We start from the raw sequence: 23,603 nt of genomic DNA, 5'->3' as shown, positions 1-23,603 counted from the left end.
TGCGAAAATATTTAAACAGATCGGCTGATGATTCAATTCTTTGGGAACCTTCAACACATTGTTTTTGCCGTAGAGGCATCGGAATTTATTTCAGAAAATGATATTCCTAAGCTGAATTGGCTGTTCGGCAACCAGCCCCTACTGAAGGGTGAAGAAATTAGAGGTAAGTTCATCGGTCCTCGGGCGGCGATGGTCTCTCCCTGGAGTACCAACGCGGTAGAGATTACCCAAAACATGGGTATCAAAGGTATAAAGCGAATAGAACGTTATATCCCGTACTCAGAAAATGTCAACTTTGACCCCATGCTGAATCAGCGTTTTGAGGTACTGGAACAGGGGCTGTTCACCATCAACGTCCAACCAGATCCCGTGCGCTTGATCGACGACATCGAAGCGTATAACACGACCGAAGGCTTGGCGCTCAGCCCTGAAGAAATAGCTTACCTTAATGATGTATCGCAACGCCTTGGCCGCCAACTCACAGACTCGGAAGTTTTCGGCTTCTCCCAAATCAACAGTGAACACTGTCGGCATAAAATCTTTAACGGCAGCTTTGTCATCGACGGAGAGGAAAAACCGCACTCCCTGTTCTCCTTGATTAAGCAAACATCAAAGGCCAACCCAAACAGTATTGTCTCAGCCTACAAGGATAATGTAGCCTTTCTGAAAGGCCCACTGCTCAACCAATTTGCGCCTGAACAGCCGGATCGCCCCTCCAACTACAGCAAGAAAGAAGTAGATACGGTGGTTTCCTTAAAAGCAGAGACCCACAATTTCCCTACCACCGTTGAGCCTTTCAATGGTGCGGCAACGGGTAGTGGAGGTGAAATCCGTGATCGTATGGCGGGGGGAATTGGTTCTCTTCCGCTAGCGGGCACGGCGGTCTATATGACCTCTTACTCTCGTCTCCAGGAAAACCGCCCCTGGGAGCAGGCAATGCCCGAGCGTAAGTGGCTGTACCAAACACCGATGGACATACTCATCAAAGCTTCTAACGGCGCGTCTGACTTCGGAAACAAATTTGGTCAACCACTCATTGCAGGCTCTTTGCTCACCTTTGAACACGCAGAACATGCACGTAAGTTGGGTTTTGACAAGGTAATCATGCAAGCTGGCGGCGTTGGGGCTGGCATCACCGACCAAGCCTTGAAAAATACACCCAAGAAAGGGGATAAAATTGTTCTACTGGGTGGAGATAATTATCGTATTGGAATGGGTGGTGCAGCGGTCTCCTCAGCAGATACCGGTGCCTTTGATATGGGCATTACGCTAAACGCCATACAACGCTCCAACCCGGAAATGCAAAAACGAGTAGCTAATACCATCCGTAATTTGGTAGAAAGCGCGCACAACCCTATCGTGGCCATCCATGACCACGGAGCGGGTGGGCACCTCAACTGCTTCTCCGAGCTGGTAGAGGAAACAGGCGGACGTATCCATCTGGATGAACTACCCATCGGTGACCCTACCTTATCCGCAAAAGAAATACTGGGCAATGAATCACAGGAACGGATGGGCCTCATTGTGGCGGAAGAAGACATTGCGCTGCTCCGCCGCATTGCCGATCGTGAGCGTGCCCCTATGTACGTCGTTGGTGAAGTGACTGGCGACATGCGTTTCTCTGCTGGTTCTCCCTCCACGGCTCAACACCCCCTCGACTTGGACCTTGCGGATCTCTTTGGCAGCTCTCCCAAAACGATCATGAGCGATGTTTCTGTTGATCGTCAATATGAGGCAGTCGACTATGAGCCGGCTAAGCTTCAGGACTACCTTGAGCAGGTACTCCGACTCGAAGCTGTAGCCTGCAAAGACTGGCTGACCAATAAAGTTGACCGCTGTGTGGGTGGCTTGGTAGCAAAGCAACAATGTGTCGGACCACTACAGTTACCCCTAAACAATTGCGGTGTCATGGCCCTGGGTTTTGACACTAAATACGGTGTGGCTACCTCCATTGGTCATGCTCCGATAAATGCACTAATTGATCCTGAGGCGGGATCACGCAATGCCGTAACGGAGGCCCTGACCAACATCGTTTGGGCACCATTGGAAGAAGGACTAAAATCCGTTTCGCTTTCGGCCAACTGGATGTGGCCTTGTCGCAATGAAGGTGAGGATGCCCGATTGTATCAAGCTGTCGAGGCAGTTTCGGATTTTTGCATTGCGCTGGGCATTAATGTTCCTACCGGAAAAGATTCCCTTTCCATGAAGCAAAAATATCCGGATGGTGATGTTTTGTCTCCAGGAACGGTAGTAATTTCTAGTGTTGGTGTCTGTGATAATATCAATAGGATTGTAGAACCAGTATTCCAGAAGGGCGCTGGGCCAGTCTACTATCTCAATCTATCACAAGACGCCTTCCTCTTGGGTGGTAGCTCATTCGCCCAGGTGCGCAATAAAATCGGTACGCAGGCACCGGATGTCAAGGATGCTAAAAAACTGGCAGCGACTTTCAACGCCTTACAAGACTTGATTAAGCAAGGAGCTGTGGTTGCGGGACACGATGTAGCTGCAGGTGGATTGATTACCACCCTGCTGGAGATGTGTTTTGCTGATACTGATTTAGCTGCTGAACTGGATTTAAGTACCCTGGGAGAAAAGGACAGCGTGAAGGTACTCTTCGCCGAGAATGCAGGTGTGGTAATTCAGTTGAAAGAGGAAGCTAGCGCAGCAGCGTTAAGTAATTTCCCCATCGAATGCCACCTTATCGGATCTGTTACAAGTGGTAACACGCTCCACCTTCGGAATGGTGAAGATCAGCACGAATTTGATATTCCAAAACTACGGGATGCATGGTACGAAACCTCATGGCTCCTTGATCAAAAGCAAACCGCTAATGGATTAGCTGACGAGCGTTACGCCAACTTCAAGCACCAGCCTTTACGGTATAACTTTCCTTCGGAATTCAGTGGAACACTACCAAAACTGGACACTGCAAAGCCAAAAGCAGCCATCCTGCGCGAAAAAGGGAGCAACTCTGAACGTGAGCTAGCTCACGCCCTGTATCTTGCAGGTTTTGAAGTACGGGACGTGCACATGACTGATTTGATGACGGGTAAAGAAACACTGGAAGACATCCAGTTTTTAGGTGCCGTTGGTGGCTTCTCTAATTCCGACGTACTGGGCTCCGCTAAAGGCTGGGCCGGTACGTTCAAGTACAACGAAAACGCAAAGAAAGCCCTGGAAAACTTCTTTGCACGTGAAGATGTACTCTCGATAGGTATCTGTAACGGTTGTCAGTTGTTCATGGAACTAGGCTTGATCTACCCTGAGCAGCAGCCACATCCTCTGATGGATTTCAACGATTCGCATAAGCACGAAAGTGGCTTCACCAGTGTGAAGGTGGAAGCGAATAATTCAGTGATGTTATCGAACCTGGCAGGAAGCACACTGGGAGTCTGGATTTCGCATGGTGAAGGTAAGTTCGCCTTACCTGGTTCGGAATCTGATTATCACATTGTAGCAAAGTATGCTTACGATGGCTATCCATCCAACCCTAACGGCAGTGACTTCCATACTGCTATGCTGGTAAGTGCCGATGGTCGCCACCTGGCTACCATGCCACATATCGAACGTTCGATGTTTCCCTGGAACTGGGCTCACTACCCAAGCGAGCGCCAGGACGAGGTATCGCCTTGGATACAAGCTTTTGTCAATGCCAGAAATTGGTTGCTTGAGCAGTAAGTATAAATAATAGAATATTAACCTTGTTTACCCAGGCCTGGGTAAACAAGGTTATTGGCAATAATACATAGGATTTTCCGGCAAGGCCCCAAAGGAAACAATAGAACAGCTACAGCTTCCCATACCAACGCCGGGAATACAAGTACCACAAGGACCAAAGTCCGACGATGAGCCAATAGAAGATTTCTACCGCCCAAGCCCAGGGTAAGCTGGTTTGGAAATATTCGACGAGAATATAGATGTAGGCCAGGTAGAAGACGATGCCGTAAGACTGAATCTTGAGTGCGTAGGCAGAGGCTCCTACGCCAGAAACACCACTAAACACTACGCTCCCCAAAGAGAAGACGGATAAGGTACCCGCTAAAACGTAAAAGACTGGCATGGCTTTTTTAATAAGTGGAATTCCTTCTGCACCAAGAAAGGGCGTCAGTGAAGCATAAGGGAACAAGAGAAAAGGAATGGTGATGGCCATGGTCACGAACAATGAAAAGAAGCCTGTCTTCCAAATAATCGGGATCACTGCCTGACGTTTTTGGTGCCCAATGAACCCACCCACCAAGGTGCCAACACCTGCCGAAAAACCCCAGGTGGGGATAGACAATACCAAGTAGACCATCTGTGCCAGAATGGTAATTGCCAAAGCTTCTTCACCCAGGTTTTCGATGATGGCCATAAACAAAAACCAACTCCCCAGGCCGATGAGTGGTTGTGCCACCAAGGGGATGGATATTTTATATTGTTCCTTGATCAGCGTCCAGTCGATTTGAGGCCAGCGAAAGATGCGGTAGCGGCGGTTTTGCTTGTCGTAGATCATGTATAAAATGAAGGCCACAAAAGCGGCTACTTCAGCTAAAGTGGAGGCCAGTCCAGCCCCAGCAATCCCCATTTCAGGAAAACCCCAGTGGCCAAATATCAATACATAATCTAGCACAATATTGACGACAGCCAGCAAAACAGTATCAAAAATCAAGAACTTTGGTCGTGCGATCCCCGTGTAAAGGGAAATAAGCGCTACCCCAGTATAGGAAAAGAAAACACCCCACTTGCGGGTATCCACATACTCCAGGCTCTTGGCAAAAACCACTTCAGAGTCTACCAGTAAGCTAAAAAGGTAATAGCAGCCGTAGGTCATGAAGAGAAAAAGCAATACCGATAAAAACAACTCGAACATGAAGACCGAGTGGAAAGTGCGGCCTACCTCTACCTCCTTACGAGCGCCAGCACTACGTGCGATGAGGATTTGTCCCCCTCGGCTAAAGCCAAAACCAATGGCGGCTACGATGAGGTAAAACACGCTTACAAAACCAATACTCGCAAAATCATCCACCCCCAGGTAGAAAAGAAAAATGCGGTCTGTCAGCGTAATGATATTCTGAGCAGCACTCCCAATCATGATGGGAGCAGAGATGGTTAATATTTGTCGATATGACGTCCGGAGGCGCATCGCCGCAAAGGTAAGTTTAGGAATTCAAAGTGAGTGCCTTGAGGTCTATTATTTTTGAACGCTACAAAGTACTGCAAAAGGAAGCATATTTGCAGCTTTCCAATTTGGGAAAACCATATTGATAAAAAAGACCTTAACTTTATTGTGAATACCTCCTTGTTCAACTTACCTTCAAAAAACTATGTTAATGAGAATGATTTGCTTACTTAGCGGTTTAATGCTTTTTTTAACCGCTTGCCAACCAGAGACGAAAATGACGGAACAAAAAGAATCGGTCATGTATCAAAAGACGGATATCGTAGCACCTGTAGCTACCAAAATCCCGAAAGAACTGACTATTCATGGGGATACCCGGACGGATAACTACTACTGGCTCAATGAACGCGAGAACCCCGAGGTCATCTCCTATTTGAATGCTGAAAACACTTATACGGACGAGATGATGTCCCACACGAAGGACTTCCAGGACAAGCTCTTCGAAGAAATGAAAGGCCGTATCAAGGAAGACGACCAATCAGTGCCTTATAAAGACAATGGTTACTTCTATCTCACCAGCTACAAAGAAGGCCAGGAATATCCTATCTATTCCCGGAAGAAAGGTACTTTGGAAGCGGAAGAAGAGGTCATGCTCGACGTGAATGTGCTGGCCAAAGATTTTAGCTACTTTAATGTCGGCAGCCGTTCGGTGAGCCCCAACAATGAGCTGCTGGCTTATGGAGAGGATACGCTCAGTCGCCGGATCTACACCATCCGCTTCAAAAACCTCAAGACGGGTGAGATGATAGAAGATCAAATCCCCAACACAACGGGGGGAGCGGTTTGGGCCAATGACAACCAGCATGTCTTCTACGCGGTTAAGGACGAAACGTTGCGGCCCGTGAAAATTTTCCGCCACCGACTTGGGACTTCTAGTACGAAAGATGTATTGGTGTATGAAGAAAAAGACGATACCTTTTCCGCTTTTGTCTACAAATCAAAATCCAGAAAGTACATCATTATTGGTGCTTACCAGACGCTGAGTCAGGAATACCAGGTGCTTGACGCCAACAACCCTACCGGGGAATTTCGGATGATCCAGCCTCGTGAACGTGGCCTGGAATATGGTATTGCTCATTTTGGCGATAAGTTCTACATCCGTACCAACCTGGATGCCCAAAATTTCCGCCTGATGTCTACCCCCGAAAACGCAACGACTAAGGACAACTGGACGGAAGTGATCCCTCACCGCAAAGATGTGCTGCTGGAGGGCATGGAGATTTTCCAGAACTATCTCGTGTTGAGTGAACGTAAGAATGGTATTACCCAACTGCGGGTTCGCCCCTGGGAAGGCAAAGAGCACTACATCGACTTTGGTGAGGATGCCTACCTGGCCTACACGGATACCAATCCTGAGTTTGATACGGAGGTGCTGCGAATTGGCTACCAGTCGATGACGACACCACCGACTACCTACGACTACAACATGAAAACCAAAGCAATGGAGCTACTTAAGCAGCAGGAAGTGTTGGGTGGTTTCAATTCAGATGACTACGTTTCTGAGCGTATCTACGCCAAAGCACGCGATGGGGTTAGCGTTCCAATCAGCATTGTTTACCACAAAGATTTCAAAAAAGATGGTACCCAACCATTGCTGCTCTACGGCTACGGCTCTTACGGTGCCAGTATGGACCCTTACTTTAGTTCTGCTCGATTGAGTCTGTTAGATCGTGGATTTGCATTTGCGATTGCGCACATTCGCGGCGGTGAAGAAATGGGTCGCCATTGGTACGAAGATGGTAAACTGATGAATAAGAAGAATACCTTCAACGACTTTATCGATTGTGGTGAGTACTTGGTGGCCGAAAAATACGCGGCCAAAGACCAACTCTACGCCCAAGGCGGTAGTGCCGGAGGCTTGTTGATGGGTGCTGTGATGAATATGCGCCCCGATATGTGGAAAGGCGTGGTTGCTGCCGTGCCTTTTGTAGATGTCATTACGACCATGTTGGACGAAAGCATACCGCTGACGACGGGTGAATACGACGAATGGGGCAACCCCAATGAGAAGGAAGCTTACGATTACATCCTCTCCTATTCTCCCTATGATCAAGTAGAAGCAAAAGACTATCCTGCTACCTTAGTGACCACGGGCTTACATGATTCGCAGGTGCAGTACTGGGAACCCGCCAAATGGGTGGCTAAGCTGCGGGAGATGAAAACCGATAAAAACCCACTCCTCTTGCACACCAATATGGATGCTGGTCATGGTGGAGCTTCCGGGCGCTTTGCGCGACTGAAAGAAGTGGCGCTACAGTATGCCTTCTTCCTGGACTTGGCGGGGAAGAATGAGGTGAAAGGTTAGTCAGGTTTGCTTTAGTAAAACAACTCAACGGTTGACTGTCATAGCAAACCTTCCTGTACTTGGTATTTGGTAGAGCCCGCCTGGCCAAGCGGACAGGGGTACAGGGATTTGATCTACCAAAGTCTATCACTTGCCTTTTAGACGCTGCCTAAAGGCTGTTTTATATACAACAATCCCCCGCTTGGTACATACCAAACGGGGGATTGTTTTTTTATACAAAATACCAAGTACCTCGTACTTAATACCTCCTTAGTTCAAGACCAAGCGAACGCTCAGGTCAAACTCATCGTAGATAGTATTGTCTCCGAGGTTGTCGAAGAAGCTACCAGAACCGTAGCGGATATCGAAATCAGAGCGGTCGATTTGAATGTCACCGGTAGCGATTTGCTTGCCATTTTCTTCACCAATATTGGCGTTGAAACGAATTGCTTTGGTTGTTTCCTTGATGGTGAGGTTACCAGAAATTTTGTAAGCACCAGGTGTACCACGGCTAACTACATTGGTAATTTTGAATGTAGCAGTTGGGTATTTTTCTACACCAAAGAAATCAGCTGATTTGAGGTGGCCCTCCAATTTACCTTTGTATTCTCCCTGTAGGTCAGTACAGTTGATGGTATTCATATCAATAGTGAAAGAACCACCTACCAATTGACCGTCTTCCATTTGCAGGTTACCCGTATTTACTTTGATGGTACCGGTGTGTGAACCCAATACTTTGTAGCCTTTCCAGGTAATTACGGAAGCGTCGGTGTCAACGGTTACCGTCTCAACTGGACCTGTAAATGCCAAGGTAATGGTAGCCAAAGCAGCGAAAAGAATGCTGAATGTTTTCATAATTAAGTTTTTAAAGTGATTTTGATGTAAAATGTTTCCACAATAAATGTATATACATCTATTAAGGTTGAGTTGGAACCCATTTTTTTTCAAAAAACTTCATTTTTTAACATTTGGAAAGGATTACCACTTGCGCCGCAATGCCTCGCGGTACAGTTCTTCGTACTGGCGAGCACTCTGGAGCCAGCTGAAATCCTGGGCCATCGCCCTTTGGATCATTGCCTGCAGATGTGGTTTGCGATCATAGAAGGTACTTACGGCCCAGCCTATGACATCAACAATGGCAATGGGGGTATTGTCGGTATATTTGAATCCAGTCCCTTCGCCAGACTGCTCATTGTATTGAATGACGGTATCAGCTAATCCACCCGTTGCGCGTACAATGGGCAGGGTGCCATACTTAAGTGAATACATTTGATTAAGACCGCAAGGCTCAAAACGGGAAGGCATCGCAAAGAAGTCGGAACCTGCTTCAATCAAGTGCGCCTTGGGGTCATCATAACCTATAAAGGTACCCACTCGACCAGGGTACTGCCCAGGTAGCTGCTTGTAAGCTGCTTCCAACTGCTTGTCACCCGACCCCAGCACGATAAACTGAACCCTCATGCGATTGACAGCTCCGTGGATAGCACCATAGAATAGATCCAACCCTTTCTGATCAGCAAAACGACTCACAACGCCGACTAAGGGGATATCGGGATTTACTTCCAGACCAAACATTTCTTGCAAAACGCTTTTGCATTTTGCTTTACCAGCCATCTTCTTCGGAGAGTAAGTCGCAGGAAGGTTTTTGTCGGTTGCCGGATCCCAATCTGCGTAATCTACCCCGTTTAAAATACCTACGTAGGCTCCGCCTTTGGCGTTCAGCTGGCTGTTCATGCCCATGCCCAGTTCCGAACTCTTGGTTTCAAAGGCGTAAGTAGGACTAACCGTATTGACCATATCGGAGAAAGCGATTCCTCCTTTCAGATAGTTGATGCGGTCGTGGTCTTCATACTTGTCGGAAGTGAAGTTTTCCCAACCCAGGCCGATGTAAGGCCAGCGGGTCTTAGGGAAATTGCCCTGGTATTGGATATTATGGATGGTGAATACACCTGCTGCTTTACTCAAAATGGGCTCATTACGAAACCAGGTTTTCAAATAACCGGGTGCCAGGGCTGTTTGCCAGTCATGGCTATGGACAATATCGGTGGGCCACTGCTGATCGATACACAACTGCAGGGCAGCTCTGGTAAAAAAGGCGTAACGCTCAGGATTGTCATTAAAATCCCGATTATTAGCATCGTTATAGATGCCATCACGATCAAAAAACTTCCAGTTTTCGATAAAATACACCGGGATATCACCCTCCATGTAAGCGACATCTACCGCGCACCACTCTTGAACACCTCCTCCCATCCATACGCCCATTGAATCTTGAAAGCGTTGGAGACCAAATTTAACGGGATCAATCTTGCTGTATTTGGGCAAAACAATACGCACCTGGTGTCCGAGGTCTTTTAGCGCTTTTGGCAAAGCCCCGACAACATCCGCTAAACCACCTGTTTTCACAAACGGAACGCCTTCTGAAGCAAGAAATATAATATTAAGAGGTGCAGACATGGATATCAGTTATGAAGTAAGTAATGGTCGAAAATATTGATTTTTAATGAAACACTATTGTTTTGTTGCCAAAAGGCAAAATTTTATGTTCCAACTGGGCACGAATCGCTTGAGAGAGGACTCTTTTTTCGATGTCTTTCCCCTTCCGTACCAGTTCCGTAGGATCATCGCGGTGGCTCACATGCGTGACATCCTGGGCGATGATTGGCCCCTCATCAAGGTCAGGTGTTACATAATGACTGGTGGCGCCAATCACTTTGACGCCCCGCTCATAGGCAGAATGATACGGTCTGGCTCCTTTAAACGCAGGTAAGAAAGAATGGTGAATATTAATGATTTGATTTGGGAAACTCGCGCAAAATTCATCCGACAGGATCTGCATGTAGCGCGCAAGTACAATAAAATCAACCTTTAACTCTTTGATCAATTTTTTCTCTAAGGATTCCTGTTCCGCTTTGTTGGCTTTATCGATAGGAAAGACCTTAAAGTCAATCCCAAAACGCTCGGCAATGGCGCCCAAGGCATCGTGATTGGAGATAATCACCGGTATTTCTACCTGCCATTCGCCCGAAGAATAGCGTTGCAAAATATCGTAAAAACAGTGCGAGGCTTTGGATACAAAAATGGCCATTCGTGGCTTACGATCTGTAAAATGAAGTTGCCAAGCCATGCCGAATTTATTCCCTACCAGCGTCGCAAAATAATCTTCAATCTTTTCTGCACTGATCGCAAAACCACTTAATTCCCATTCTACCCGCATGAAAAAATGCCCTAGATTGGGGTCTACATGTTGCTCTAGCGAGATAACATTGCCATCATTATTGTGCAAAAAATCGGTAACAGCTGCTACGATCCCTTTTTGATCTGGACAATGGATCAACAGCACTGCAGTTGCCTGTATCATATTTAACACTTATTTGAGGGCACAAAAGTACAATAGTCTAACAGGATAATTGCCTTTGTACCAATCATTTTGTAACTTGAAACATCTTATTTTAGCTCGAATACTTACATCTTTAATGACCAATAACCCTCCAACATGCGTAAATCATCTCTCTTTATTCTCGGATTTTTTCTCTTTTTCATAAGTTCCCTTATCGCACTCGTAGTCGCCTCCAATCGTTATGATGGCTGGGCACAGGTGCGGGTAGGTTCTTTTTATGTGCCTAATGAAACGGTTATTGCCGAAATGGCCGACCGCGATTGGGGTATTCCGTCCAATGAGGATTTTGCTCCGCTGCCTGATTATCTCCAGCAAAGCCTGGTCTGGTTGGCCGAAAACCAGGCTGCTGATGGCGGCTGGGGAGCAGGACTGCACAGCCGACAAAATGTTCGCGACCCACAGCAGGTAGCTACTGATCCGGCAACGACCGCACTGGTTGCTATGGCTTTCCTCCGCTCCGGCACTACTCTGCAGCAAGGAGCCTACCGCCCTACCCTGGCCAACGCTACGGAATACTTGATTTCTGCCACCGAAGCCGCTGACCATCAGTCGTTCAATATTACGGAACGCACAGGTACCCAGCCGCAGACTAAATTGGGTGCAAATGTAGACGTAGCACTAGCGGCTCAGTTTTTTGCCCGGCTGACGCCTTATCTCTCTCACGATCCTTTGGTTTACCAACGGGTGACCGCAGCCTTAGATCGTTGCATCGCCATGTTGGAAGCCTCACAGGAAACCGACGGCAGCTGGAACAACCGGGGTTGGGCCACCGTCCTCAATTCCGCCATGGGCAACAATGCCCTCGAGCTGGCCGAGCGTGTAGGACGGCCCGTTAATCGCGATGCCATCCAGCGCTCACAGCAGTACCAGCGTAGCAATGTTTATGCTGATGGCAGCGTCAGTACCGAAAGTTCAGCGGGCGTAGCGCTTTACGCCTTGTCCAGTACCCAAAGAGCCACGGCTTCTTCCGCAAACATGACTCGCCAGGCCCTCAGTGAAATGAATCAGCAAACAGACACTTTGTCCAGCCAATTGGCCATAGAAGCTTTGCGCCAACAAGGCGTTTCTGAAGACGAAGCAACTACCATGGCTGCTGACTACGTAGCCAATGTGCAGGCGGCCCGTCAAGTACTCCGCGAGGATGTACAGCGAGGTTTTGGCAACAACGGTGGAGAAGAGTTCCTTAGTCACATGCTTACTTCCGAATCCCTGGCCGCTATGGGTGGCGCTGAATGGGAAGCCTGGTACAGCCGGATGAACGAATTGTACAGCAATATCCAAAACGGCAACGCTTCCTGGAGTGGGCACCATTGCATTACCAGCCCCGTATTCTGTACCGCCGCCGTCGTGATGGCCATGACGGCCGACCGGGAGCCAAAGGCGTTGATGGCTTTGGGGAGTTAATAGTGCTCGTCCCTAGGGGACTCGCGGTAGTACTCACCCGATGCTCGGGTTCGTGGGAGTGTTCGTTCCGATGCTCGGAACTCACGCAGCGAATGATTTAGCTTTACGCCAAAACCTCATACGACCAGGTAATATCCACTGATTCCTTCAGCATCATGGAGACGGAGCATAATTTCTCCATGCTGATTCGGCAGGCACGTTCTGCCTTGTTCTCATCGAGATCGCCAAAGAGTTGGTAGTGGACGTGGATGGCTTTGAAGACATTGGGAACCGTATCTACTCGTTCTCCCTTGAGTTCAATCTTGATGTCCCGCAAGGGCTGGCGTTGCTTGTTGAGGAGATGGATGACATCGATACTACTGCAGCTCCCCAGCGCTGCCAGGACCATCTGCATAGGACGCATGGCCAGGTTGTGACCACCGATTTCAGGAGATCCATCGCTGTGCACGGTGAGGCCGTCTTCGTTGCTGGCCTGCATATGGAAGGCATCATCCAGTCTTGCTAAGGTAACTTTCATGCTTGCTTTTTAGTTGGTCTTCGGTAGAACAATTGGCCCGCAAGTTAGGTTGATTTAGAAAAAAAATATTAATTCCTACTAATTTAGTTGACTTTTACATTTTACCCCTTTACATTTGCAACCTGATCGGATTTCTCCGGATATCCGATTTTATACCGAAGGGTTGAGAGATCGGGCTCAATGAAACCCTGGCAACCTTGCTCCTCCCAGGGAGCAAAAGGTGCCAAATCCCGCCTCCTCAGCGTATTGCTGGGGGGAAATATAAAATCGGGATATAATGAATCATTTTTCGGCCACAGTGCCATTTCCACTTTTTCCTTTCAGTTCCATTGTTGAACAGCGTGCTATGACAGCTTGCTGTTGTTGTTGCTGTTAACTCCGTCCTGCGCATACAGGAGGGCTTTAGTTGTTTACCCTAAGGGGTAATACGCACTATTGTCTTCGCTATGCCGGGCTAGTTATGCTATTCATTACCCACAAAAACAATAAATGATGTCCAATCTTAGATTTGAAACTTTACAATTACACGCTGGTCAGGAAGAGGTAGAAGGAACCACCCGCTCGCGGGCAGTGCCTATTTACCAAACGACCAGCTACACCTTTAAGGACTCCGAACACGGCGCTAATCTCTTTGCACTCAAAGAGTTCGGCAATATCTACACCCGTATCATGAACCCCACGACCGATGTCTTCGAAAAGCGGGTAGCAGCCCTGGAAGGAGGCGTTGCCGCAGTAGCGGTTGGTTCTGGACAGGCGGCACAGTTTATCGCCTTGACCAATATCCTGCAAGCGGGCGATAACTTCGTTTCTTCTGCCAATCTTTACGGTGGGACCTACAACCAGTTCAAGGTGGCCTTCAAGCGCCTGGGTATTGAAGCACGATTCACCAAAGGAGAAGAACCCGCTGATTACGAGCGCCTGATCGACGAAAACACCAAGGCTATTTATTTCGAAAGTATCAGTAATCCGCGTTTTAGCGTGCCAGATTTTGCGGGGATCATTGAGGTTGCTCAACAGCATGATTTGCCGGTGATCGTTGACAATACTTTTGGTGCAGGAGGCTACCTCTGTCAACCTTTGAAGCACGGGGCCAATGTGGTTGTGGAGTCAGCCACCAAGTGGATTGGTGGGCACGGCACCAGCATTGGTGGTGTCATTGTTGATGGTGGCAACTACAACTGGGGCAATGGTAAGTTCCCCTTATTCAGTGAACCTTCGGAAGGCTATCACGGCCTGGTCTTCTCTGATGTTTTTGGTGCAGATGGCCCCTTTGGCAATATAGCCTTTGCTATTCGGGCACGGGTAGAAGGATTACGCGACTTTGGCCCAGCACTTAGTCCTTTCAACTCCTTCTTATTGTTACAGGGATTGGAAACCTTGAGTTTGCGCGTACAACGCACTGCGGATAATGCTTTGGCCCTGGCCACCTGGCTAGAGCAACACCCGCAGGTAGCACAGGTCAATTACCCGGGGCTCCCCTCCCACCCTAACCACAAAAATGCCCAACGCTTTTTGCACAATGGCTTCGGAGGCGTGCTGAGTTTTACCCTCAAGGGTAGTCAACAACAAACGACTCAGCTTGTAGATAGTCTTCAATTGGTGAGTCATCTCGCCAATGTTGGAGATGCTAAAACGCTGATCATCCAGCCTGCGGCTACCACGCACCAGCAGTTGTCGGCCGAAGCACAGATCCAAGCCGGTGTATTACCCAATCTGCTACGGGTGAGTGTGGGCATTGAACACATTGAAGATATTAAGGCGGATTTTGAACAAGCTTTCGCTAAAATTGGCACCCCAGTAACGGCTTAATTAATTGAACCACATAAGGCAAGGTATATAGGTCTTCTTATGTAGTTCTTTCATTTTCAACATTTTTTCTTCATGCAGTATTTGCATAGTGATCATCCTTTTCCGCTGGAATCTGGTCAACAATTAGACAGGATAACCATTGGTTATCAAACCTTTGGGCAGCTTAACAAAAGCAAAGACAACGTCGTGTGGGTTTGTCACGCCCTTACGGGCAATACCAACCCAATGGGATGGTGGCCAGGATTGGTAGGCAAGGGAGAAACCATCGATCCTGAGCGGCATTTCATCGTTTGTGCCAACATTCTGGGTTCTTGTTACGGGAGTACAGGACCAGACGACTGGCGCCCCAATGGAAGGCAGCCTTATGGCTTGACTTTTCCCCAGCTTACGACCAGAGACATGGCCAAAGCACACGAATTACTGGCAAGGCATTTAGAAATTGACCAAATTCAGCTGGGCATTGGTGGTTCCTTAGGTGGCCAACAACTGGTGGAGTGGGCCGTAATTTACCCGCAACGATTTCAACATCTTTGCCTATTGGCCACCAACGCTCGGCATTCTCCCTGGGGAATCGCCTTCAATGAGGCGCAAAGGATGGCTTTGCAAGCTGATGCTACTTTTGGTGATGGAACCAAGGAAGGTGGGCATAAAGGGCTGGCAACAGCTCGCGCAATTGCGATGCTATCCTATCGTCACTATCAAACCTACGAATACGGCCAGGCAGAAACAGAACACGATAAGCTTGATGATTTTCGTGCTAGCAGCTACCAGCGGTATCAGGGAGAGAAGCTGTGGCAAAGATTTAGTCCCGAGTCCTACTGGATACTCAGCAAGGCCATGGATGCCCATAATGTAGGGCGTAATCGTGGAGGTATTGCTCAAGCACTTGCTAAAATAACAGCCAACACACTGGTGATTGGTGTAGATAGCGACCTGCTTTTTCCGGTGGCGGAACAGTCGGAATTAGCAGAACATATTCCTGGCGCCCGTTTTGAAGTCATTAACAGCAATTTTGGCCATGATGGCTTTCTTACTGAAACCAAGGCCATTAGTCTCTTGTTACATGATTTTATGCAAGGTGCACTCACGGATAGAACCGCATCACCAAGGTTACGTAAGAAGGTAGCGTTCAAACAAAACCTCGTACTACCTGGCAGTGAAAGTTTTTAAAACAATCTTTTCAACAAAAAACCATAATAACATGTCATTACGATTAGGGGACAGTGCTCCCAACTTTAAAGCAGCAACCACTCAAGGAGATATTGATTTTTACGACTGGGCAGGTGACCACTGGGTCGTATTTTACTCTCACCCAGCAGATTTTACGCCTGTTTGTACAACAGAGCTAGGACGCACCGCAGCGCTAAAAGAAGAGTTTGCCAAACGAGGTGTAAAACCCATCGCATTGAGCGTTGATCCTTTAACGGATCACCACGAATGGATCAAGGATATCGAAGAAACCCAGGAAGTAAAAATGAACTTCCCGGTGATCGCCGATCATGATCGCAAGGTGGCGGAGCTGTACGACATGATCCATCCCAACGCTACGGCCAAGGCTACGGTACGCTCTGTTTTTGTGATTGACCCCGACAAGAAGATCCGGTTGACCTTGACTTATCCTCCCAGTACCGGTCGCAATTTTTACGAAATTCTGCGGGTTATTGATTCTTTACAATTAACGGACAATTACAGTGTTGCTACCCCCGTAGATTGGGAGCAAGGGCAGGACGTAGTGATTTTACCCAGTATTGCAGATGCTGATATTCCGGCAAAATTCCCCAAAGGACACACCAAAATCAAGCCTTACCTGCGGACGACGCCGCAGCCTAATATTGACTAAAAGTAGGCGAAGCGATCGATAATGACAGCATTAGGCGGTCGTTCTACCGCAAAAGCGATACTTCAAGCCCTTACTACACGGTAGTAGGGGCTTATTTTTAACACTTATAACTATCTTCGAGCCCGAAACACAACAGGCAATGCCTAATTATCTATTAATATCAACAAGATTTTATGCGGTATTATCTTTTTCTACTTTTGACCCTGGGATTGGTCAATTATAGTACGGCTCAACAGAGCGATAAAGCACCGGAGTTTTCGTTCAATGAATACGATATCCGGACGCAAATGGAATTTCTTGCGAGTGATGCACTCGAAGGCCGTCGTACTGCCAGCCGTGGCAATGACATGGCCGCAGCGTACATTGCAGCCCACTTGCGTGCTTATGGTTACCAGCCACCTGCTGGCATGACCGACCATTTCCAGCGTATTCCTTTCGCCGCTACACAGCCTCCTATTTCTTCTTCCATGACTGTAAATGGCACTAGCCTTAAGTCTGGAAGTGATTTCATCATCCTTTCAGGACCCGCTGTTAATGCTAAAGCCAAAGGGGTATTTGCTGGTCACGGATGGGTAGACGCTGCGACGGAGCATGATGATTACGCCGGGCTGGATGTGACGGGAAAAGTCGTATTCGTTTTGCCTGGCCCTCCGGGTGCAAAAGACCCTGGCAGCATTGTTGGAGCCATGGGTGCCAAGCGTAAGCTGGCGGAAGAACGGGGAGCCATAGCCCTGGTTGAATTGTATCAATTGCCTTTCCCCTGGGAGATGTTTGCCGGCTATTTTGGTGGAGAATCCTTGCAAATTATGGAAGAAGAGGAAGAGGATAGCAAGATCACCTATGCGTGGTTGAATAAAGTAGATGCGCTTTCGTTTACGGACATTCAATCTGCTAAAAAGCTAAAAGTACAATTGAACTCTACCGGGTTTATCCGCAACAAGGTACAGTCGCAAAACGTCATTGGCGTTCTGGAAGGTACTGACCCCGACTTAAAGGATGAATACCTGCTCATCACCGCACATTACGACCACGTTGGCGTTGGTAAACAAGGAGGCCAATACACCGAAACGGATAGCATCTTCAATGGTGCACGTGACAATGCCTTTGGTACCATCGCGCTGCTTAATACCGCTCGGGCACTTGCCGAAATGCGGCCCAAGCGCTCCATCATCGTGCTCGCCGTGACGGGTGAAGAGATAGGCTTATTGGGTAGTGCTTACTATGCTGATCATCCGCTGATTCCATTGGATCAAGTGATCTTCAATTTTAACACTGATGGAGCTGGATATAACGACACTGGTGCTGTTTCTATCTTTGGCTGGGACCGTACAGGTACTAATGAGATGCTTGAAGCTGGCGTGGCACCTTTCGGAATGAAAATTATTCCCGACCCTGCACCAGAACAAGGTCTTTTTGATCGTTCCGACAATGTATCTTTTGCCCGTAAGGGGGTGCCTGCCCTGACCTTTAGTCCTGGTTTTTCAGAATTTGATGCAGAAATCCTTCAGCACTATCACCAGGTAACAGACGAAGCCGCAAGCATCGACTATGCTTACCTCAAGAAGTATTGCCAGGCCTTCGCACACTGCTGCCGAATGATCGCCAATAGCCCTAATGTACCCGTATGGGCCGAGGGAGACAAGTACGAAGAGGCAGGAAAGGAATTGTACAAAAAATAAGCGTTTGTGGGACCATGCCTTGACTCTGGGCTGTCTCCTACTCCGCTCCATGCTCCTTTGTCGGGTATAAAACCCAATACTACGGAGCACGGAATATATGGTCGGGTATAAAACCCGACACTACAGAGCACGGTATAGATGGTTACTAAAAACACAAAAGGCACTGTTCGGGAAACCCAACAGTGCCTTTTGTATAAAAGAATTGTGCTACTGGCAGATCATCGCATTGCTATTGTTTAGGTCGCCGCGTTTTACGCCTACGACCGAAACACTGAGAGACTCTGCTAGGGCAGGAATTTCAATCCGGTTGTCACAGTTTGTAGCGTCGGCCTCATCAAAGCCCCAAGATGTGGCAGGAAAGGTCGTGTCTATTTGCAGGATCAGTTTTCGGATCAAGACCATATCCAGGGTCGTCACTGTGCCAGTGTCATTGACATCAGCCGCCCAAAGGGCATAAAGTGGCAATGGTTCTATACCCAAAATGTTTCTTGCCAACAAGACCAAATCAAAGGTAGACGTACCATTTAGGTAGGAACCTTCTTTGAAGAAGCGCAGGGTGTAATCGGTTCCATTGGGCACATTCAACAATTGAAATGTACCATCTTCTTCACTGACATCCTGGCGGATCACCTGATCGTTCTGATCAAGCAATTCTACCAGTACATTACAGATTGGCAAAGCGTTGGGTAATACAATGTCCCCGCTAATGGTATTTTGGGCAAAGCCTACCATTGGGAAAAGAAATACGAACAAGAGATATTTATAGTTAGTCATGAGGTTGGGAGTTTTTAGGAGGATAATAAAATTATTCACAAGTATTTGCAGAGTTATTGACGTCTGCTTTTTTGACGCCGATGAAGTTGAAATCCAATAAATCAGCCGTAAGCGTAATCGGAAATTCCGTGGCAGGCAAGGAGTTTCCCTCATTGAAGAAAAACCAGTTCTGACCAGGAAAGCTCGTCACTTGAGCATAGACGATAGACTGAGCAATCATTATATCCGTAATAGATATGACCCCGGATTCATCCACATCGGCAGCAACTACACTGTAGGGATTACTAAAAGGTTGTACGTCTAACAGGTGCCTGGAAATCAAGACCAGGTCGAAAGTAGAAACACCGTTGAAGGCGCTGCTATTTTCCTTATCCAAACGCAGGCTGTAATCAACGCCACTTTCCAAGCCGGAGAAAGTATACTGGCCATCACAATCTACCGACTGGGTACTGAGAACACTGCCATCAGCGGCTAAGAGCGCTATGGTCATGCTGCCAATAGCTTCCCCATTGGAGGCTTCAATAACACCAGCTACGGTGAAGGGCTGCGCCATGCCAACAAGCGCAAACAGCAAGGAAAAAACAAATAAGATATTTCGTAACATGAATTTATTTTTTGAGGGATTAAATAAGTATCAGAGAGAGCAGCGTATATAGCAATCTGGAATTAGAGCTTAACTACTTTTTCGTAGATGCTACCCTCTTGGGTTTGCAACTGGAGATAGTACACACCCGCAGGTAGAGCACTTAAATCAAGCTGTCCATCTGGTGTTTTTTCTTCAAAAAGATGTCTTCCTTTTGAATCGGTCAGGCGAATGTATTCCACCGCTACTTCTCCCATCTGGATATTGAGTGGCCCGGAAGTTGGATTAGGTTGCACGGAAATGTTACTGGCCCAAGCTGGTGAGGTAGTCTCCGTCACCCCTTCTACGAGTGTATAGGTTTCCTTAGGAGCGGTAGGTAATTGTTGTTCACTGAAATTAATCAAGGTCACTCCTTCAATTCTAATCGGGACGATTACATCTACCAAACCACGGAGAATAACATCTTCCATGATGATGATCAATTCACCTATGGTACCGCCGCCGCTTTGTTCCTGGGCATCGGTACGAACCATGGCTACTTCTGCCCTACCCTGTGCGGGATAATCACGGAACATCAACAGGAGATTGTCTTCTGCTGCACCCAACCAGCCATCCGCATTGATATGAAGAGAGCCAGGGGTGATCATTTCTGTCGGATAACGAATCGTAAAGGCTACGCCGTAGGCGCCATTTATTTCCTCATCAGGAACCCCCAACACAATAGGTAATCGGGCAGTAGCTCCAGCCTGTACGGTATCGGCTTGTACGTAAAAAGGTGCGCCAGTAAAGAAGTTCTCCGCAGTACCAGGCGAAAAGTTTCCTGTTTCCTGTCCCCAGTTCAAAGACAGCGCCAGGGTGTCCAGGGCATTTATGGTGCCATCGCCATTGGTATCAGCGTGCCGGTAATTGACACCAGAAGCGGGTGTTTCTTCTTCCCAGTTGGGAGCATATTGGGCCAACCATTGCAAAGAAGGATGGTTACGTGCAGCACCCTGGCTACCAAAGCCTAAACCAATGTTCAGTAAGTCAAGGTTATTGGCCAGGCCATCTTCATTGGTGTCGCCAGGCCAAACCAGGCCATCGACACTGATGGTAATTTCTCCATTGATAGGAATAAAAGCCAGTAGGTTGTTGTCGCGGATAAACTCCATTGCGGTAGGCTGCCCTGAGAATATCACGCCAGCAGGGCCTTCTGTAGCCTGGGCAGTAAAGCACAATTCAAAAAGCGGGGTGCCTTCCACAAGGGTTGCTGGCTCGGCAAGATTCCCTACCCAGGACAAATTCAGGATACCGTCTTCTGCTATGACGTTGAAATTGTTTTCCTGTAGTCCAGGAAGATTGTCCAGCACCAGCAATTCGTCGAAGATCAACCGGTTCACATCCCAATTGATGCTAAACTGCATACCTACAATTTCCGAAAACTGAACGGCCTCTACTGGTACACAGATAGTTGCACCCGGCTCTGCACCAGCACTGACGATGCGCAAGCTGGCTGCGTCCTGCAAGCCTTCGCCAATAGTAATGGTACCTGCTACTGTTTGAACCAAAGGATTCTCGTAGTTGGCATCCACCGCTTCTACTGGCAATACCTCGGTAGAGAAATCAATGGGGTAAGTACCTTCTGGTCCTAGGGCCGTAAAGCAGACCTCTACCAGCACCGTCTCATTGGCCAGACTTATACCTGTAACATTAATATTTCGCCAGAGCATCCGCAAGCGGCCTGCGTTTTGTGCTTCAGCCAAAGATCCAAAACTGTTTACGCTCAGATTGGGAAGATTCAAGGCTTGTACTCCAGTGTATTGTAGTGCAGCAGGATCCCAGGTGAGCGTCAACTGGTGGCCAATCAAGTTGGTAAAATGATTAGCCCGTAAGGGAACACAAAATTGTTCTCCGATACCCACATTGTCATCACCTACGATAAAAGTAAGATCGCCCGTGGTGCCTGGGTCATTGAGGATCAATTGTGCGCTGGTGGTGCTAGCAGAAATGACCTCATTGTTGGAATTCGTGATCTCCAGAGGGGCAGGAGAATTAGCGAAAATAACACTGGTCGTAGCCGCAGCAGTACTGCTAACCTGCAAACAAAGCTCAAAAAGCACACTATTATCCGGGAGGCTCACGCCATTGATCAAATCAGAAGCCAGCCAGGAAACGGTCAGTAATCCATCTTCTAACAGACCAGTACCAAAATTACTGCTTGTCAGGCCGTCCAGCAAAAAGTTACCAATACCAGTGTAAGTCAGCAAATCCTCATCCCAGCTGAGGGTAAATTGCGTGCCATTGATACCCGTAAATTGATTGGCACGTACCGACAAGCAAATACTTTCGCCGTCATTCAAATTACTAGTAGCTGGCGTTAGATAAAGTTCAGTATTATTATTGCTACAATTAACCGTCATTCCCTCAATAATCTCCGTACAACCGGAAGCACTGGTAATGGTAATGCTATAGTTGGCATTGTCAGGAACGGTGATGGAAGAAAACTGCGAACTCACCTGGGTTTCACCCGTACTCCAGGCAAAAGTGTAAGGCCCATCCGAATTATTCCACACCACTGCGGTAATATCCGCTACGTAACTATTGCCCACGAGGTTGCAATCAATATTGTAAGCGACGATTAGCCCTTCGCTACTGATCGTATAAGTCTCGCTTGCGATACATCCGGTAGCAATATTCGTAACGGTAACTGAATAATCACCGTCATTCAAATCAGTGATGGTACTGGTTGTTGCTCCCGTTGACCAAATAAAGCTGTAATCGTTTTCAGATAACAAGACTTCAATACTACCTACTGCTTCTCCACAATTGCTTCCCGTTACCGTGGCATCAAAAACGAAAGGAGTGGCGGTCAGAATACGGTTGAAGATGGCCGAACAACCCGCTGCATCTGACACTGTCACTGTATAAAATCCTGCGCTGAGGTTATTGGCTGTAGCCGTTGTTGCTCCATTGGACCAGAGGTAGGAAAAAGGCCCTGCCCCACTACCATTATCTATATTTATGGTCAGAAGGCCATCACTACTGTTTTCACAGGAAGGGAAAATAGTTGTAAAATATCCTTGAATATTACTCAAGCTCTGTACCGTAGCAGAACCGCTTACACTACAACCCAGATCAAGGTCGGTAACGGTCAAACTATAAGTACCACTCGACAAAGAGGATAAATTAGCCGTGGTGCTGCCATTGCTCCAGGCGTAGCTGTAATTGCCCGAGCCTCCAGTGACGGTGCTGCTTACTGCGCCATCGGGTGCCCCCCCACATTCGTCAGCATCAACATCAAGGCTAAGCTGCATTTCTGAGCTGGTAGATACGTAGAAATCACCGTTGGATACTTTTCCGTTTGCGGCGTTAATCTGTAGGTGATACACCCCGCTATTGAGCCCGGTGATCGCAGCAGTAGTGCTACTGAATCCCTGCGGATTGGTCCATTGGTAAGTAAAGGGAGCCACCCCACTTGGAGAAAAATGAATACTCCCCAGTGCTGGATTGTTACAAGCTTGACCTTGAATACAGGCACTGGCCAGACCAGGAGAAACACCTGATGCCGCCCCTACCTCAATGGTAGAATGGAGGAAATAATAATTCTCTACTATCTGGTTATTTTCTTTGACAATCTCTACAAAAAAATCATCGGGACTACTAATGCTCAAGGAAGCGGAAGTGGTGGCATTTACACGCATTCGTAAACTGTAAAGCACTTCACCATCGGGTAAACTGAGCCCATTTAACGAAGGTTGTAGATGTAGAAAATTCAGCTTGCCCTGGTTCAATTGCTCCGGTTGCAGATTGAAGTTAGCAACCGTAAAAGGCAGCGCAGGATTGTAAACAATCTCGACAAAACTCAATTCCTGAGGGTCCCAATGCTGCTGAAATTGGAAAGCAACAATAGCTTCGAATTGACGAGTGGTTAGGTCGATGGTCACAGTATCACCGGGTTCGGCTTCGACCGAGGACAAGACTAAACCAAAACTACAGTCGGTATCCTGCGCCTTGAGCACAAAGGAAAATAGACTGAGTGCAAATAGTAACAGTGGTCTTAACATCTTTAAATTTTTATGGGATTATTGGTTTAATAAAGTAGCCATTTAATTTCGATTCAATGGCCAACCAACCTGCTTTCAGATTGATATTACAAATGTAGACCGACAGTGA

Annotated in this window: 15 protein-coding genes and 1 riboswitch; of the genes, 7 read left to right on the top strand and 8 right to left on the bottom strand. The window is 47.6% G+C overall.

Annotated elements, in window-relative coordinates; translation table 11 throughout:
* Positions 1–27: 27 nt before the first annotated feature.
* Entirely contained in the window at positions 28–3,681 is a 3,654-nt protein-coding gene (purL, locus tag AB0L18_RS20735) for a phosphoribosylformylglycinamidine synthase (RefSeq protein ID WP_367389237.1), read from the top strand.
* A 109-nt stretch (positions 3,682–3,790) separates the two neighbouring features.
* Here purL and AB0L18_RS20730 read toward each other — a convergent pair whose 3' ends face one another.
* Positions 3,791–5,125 carry an MATE family efflux transporter gene (locus tag AB0L18_RS20730; protein WP_367389236.1) on the bottom strand — a complete coding sequence of 445 codons (1,335 nt, stop codon included), beginning with the start codon at positions 5,123–5,125 and terminating at the stop codon, positions 3,791–3,793.
* 253 nt (positions 5,126–5,378) lie between these two features.
* Here AB0L18_RS20730 and AB0L18_RS20725 point away from each other — a divergent pair, with 253 nt between their 5' ends.
* Positions 5,379–7,466 (top strand): S9 family peptidase, encoded by a 2,088-nt coding sequence (locus AB0L18_RS20725; RefSeq protein WP_367389235.1) that lies wholly within the window; start codon positions 5,379–5,381, stop codon positions 7,464–7,466.
* 249 nt (positions 7,467–7,715) lie between these two features.
* On the opposite strand, the gene AB0L18_RS20720 is transcribed toward AB0L18_RS20725, so the two are convergent.
* The 3 genes from AB0L18_RS20720 to purU form a co-directional block, all read right to left on the bottom strand.
* Entirely contained in the window at positions 7,716–8,300 is a 585-nt protein-coding gene (locus tag AB0L18_RS20720; RefSeq protein ID WP_367389234.1) for a YceI family protein, read from the bottom strand.
* Positions 8,301–8,423: 123 nt separating this feature from the next.
* Positions 8,424–9,902 (bottom strand): glycogen synthase GlgA, encoded by a 1,479-nt coding sequence (glgA, locus tag AB0L18_RS20715; RefSeq protein WP_367389233.1) that lies wholly within the window; start codon positions 9,900–9,902, stop codon positions 8,424–8,426.
* A 43-nt stretch (positions 9,903–9,945) separates the two neighbouring features.
* Complete coding sequence (gene purU, locus AB0L18_RS20710) at positions 9,946–10,803, bottom strand: formyltetrahydrofolate deformylase (RefSeq protein WP_367393170.1); 858 nt, start codon at positions 10,801–10,803, stop codon at positions 9,946–9,948.
* Positions 10,804–10,941: 138 nt separating this feature from the next.
* Between purU and AB0L18_RS20705 the strand changes: the two genes are divergently transcribed.
* The gene (locus tag AB0L18_RS20705; protein ID WP_367389232.1) at positions 10,942–12,249 is read left to right on the top strand and encodes a hypothetical protein; all 1,308 of its coding nucleotides are present in this window, start codon (positions 10,942–10,944) and stop codon (positions 12,247–12,249) included.
* A 103-nt stretch (positions 12,250–12,352) separates the two neighbouring features.
* On the opposite strand, the gene AB0L18_RS20700 is transcribed toward AB0L18_RS20705, so the two are convergent.
* Complete coding sequence (locus AB0L18_RS20700; protein WP_367389231.1) at positions 12,353–12,766, bottom strand: OsmC family protein; 414 nt, start codon at positions 12,764–12,766, stop codon at positions 12,353–12,355.
* Between the two features lie 147 nt (positions 12,767–12,913).
* A riboswitch (SAM riboswitch) is annotated at positions 12,914–13,034 on the top strand.
* Positions 13,035–13,258: 224 nt separating this feature from the next.
* Here AB0L18_RS20700 and AB0L18_RS20695 point away from each other — a divergent pair.
* The 4 genes from AB0L18_RS20695 to AB0L18_RS20680 all read left to right on the top strand — a co-directional run bounded on the left by AB0L18_RS20695 (position 13,259) and on the right by AB0L18_RS20680 (position 18,094).
* The gene (locus AB0L18_RS20695) at positions 13,259–14,575 is read left to right on the top strand and encodes an O-acetylhomoserine aminocarboxypropyltransferase/cysteine synthase family protein (RefSeq protein ID WP_367393169.1); all 1,317 of its coding nucleotides are present in this window, start codon (positions 13,259–13,261) and stop codon (positions 14,573–14,575) included.
* 72 nt (positions 14,576–14,647) lie between these two features.
* Complete coding sequence (gene metX / locus AB0L18_RS20690; RefSeq protein ID WP_367389230.1) at positions 14,648–15,745, top strand: homoserine O-acetyltransferase; 1,098 nt, start codon at positions 14,648–14,650, stop codon at positions 15,743–15,745.
* A 31-nt stretch (positions 15,746–15,776) separates the two neighbouring features.
* Positions 15,777–16,415 carry a peroxiredoxin gene (locus tag AB0L18_RS20685; protein ID WP_367389229.1) on the top strand — a complete coding sequence of 213 codons (639 nt, stop codon included), beginning with the start codon at positions 15,777–15,779 and terminating at the stop codon, positions 16,413–16,415.
* Positions 16,416–16,588: 173 nt separating this feature from the next.
* Positions 16,589–18,094 carry a M28 family peptidase gene (locus tag AB0L18_RS20680; RefSeq protein WP_367389228.1) on the top strand — a complete coding sequence of 502 codons (1,506 nt, stop codon included), beginning with the start codon at positions 16,589–16,591 and terminating at the stop codon, positions 18,092–18,094.
* Between the two features lie 207 nt (positions 18,095–18,301).
* Here the strand turns inward: AB0L18_RS20680 and AB0L18_RS20675 are convergent, their stop codons facing one another.
* The 3 genes from AB0L18_RS20675 to AB0L18_RS20665 form a co-directional block, all read right to left on the bottom strand.
* Positions 18,302–18,868: a hypothetical protein gene (locus AB0L18_RS20675; protein ID WP_367389227.1), complete on the bottom strand. Its 567-nt coding sequence runs from the start codon at positions 18,866–18,868 to the stop codon at positions 18,302–18,304.
* A gap of 31 nt (positions 18,869–18,899) precedes the next feature.
* Complete coding sequence (locus tag AB0L18_RS20670; protein WP_367389226.1) at positions 18,900–19,472, bottom strand: hypothetical protein; 573 nt, start codon at positions 19,470–19,472, stop codon at positions 18,900–18,902.
* 62 nt (positions 19,473–19,534) lie between these two features.
* Positions 19,535–23,494 (bottom strand): cohesin domain-containing protein, encoded by a 3,960-nt coding sequence (locus tag AB0L18_RS20665; RefSeq protein WP_367389225.1) that lies wholly within the window; start codon positions 23,492–23,494, stop codon positions 19,535–19,537.
* Between the last annotated feature and the right edge of the window lie 109 nt (positions 23,495–23,603).

Origin of the sequence: Lewinella sp. LCG006, from assembly GCF_040784935.1 — a bacterium.
In the GTDB taxonomy this organism is placed as follows: domain Bacteria; phylum Bacteroidota; class Bacteroidia; order Chitinophagales; family Saprospiraceae; genus Lewinella.
Note: the sequence above shows the minus strand (reverse complement) of the source record. Positions and strands in the feature narration are given on the sequence as shown.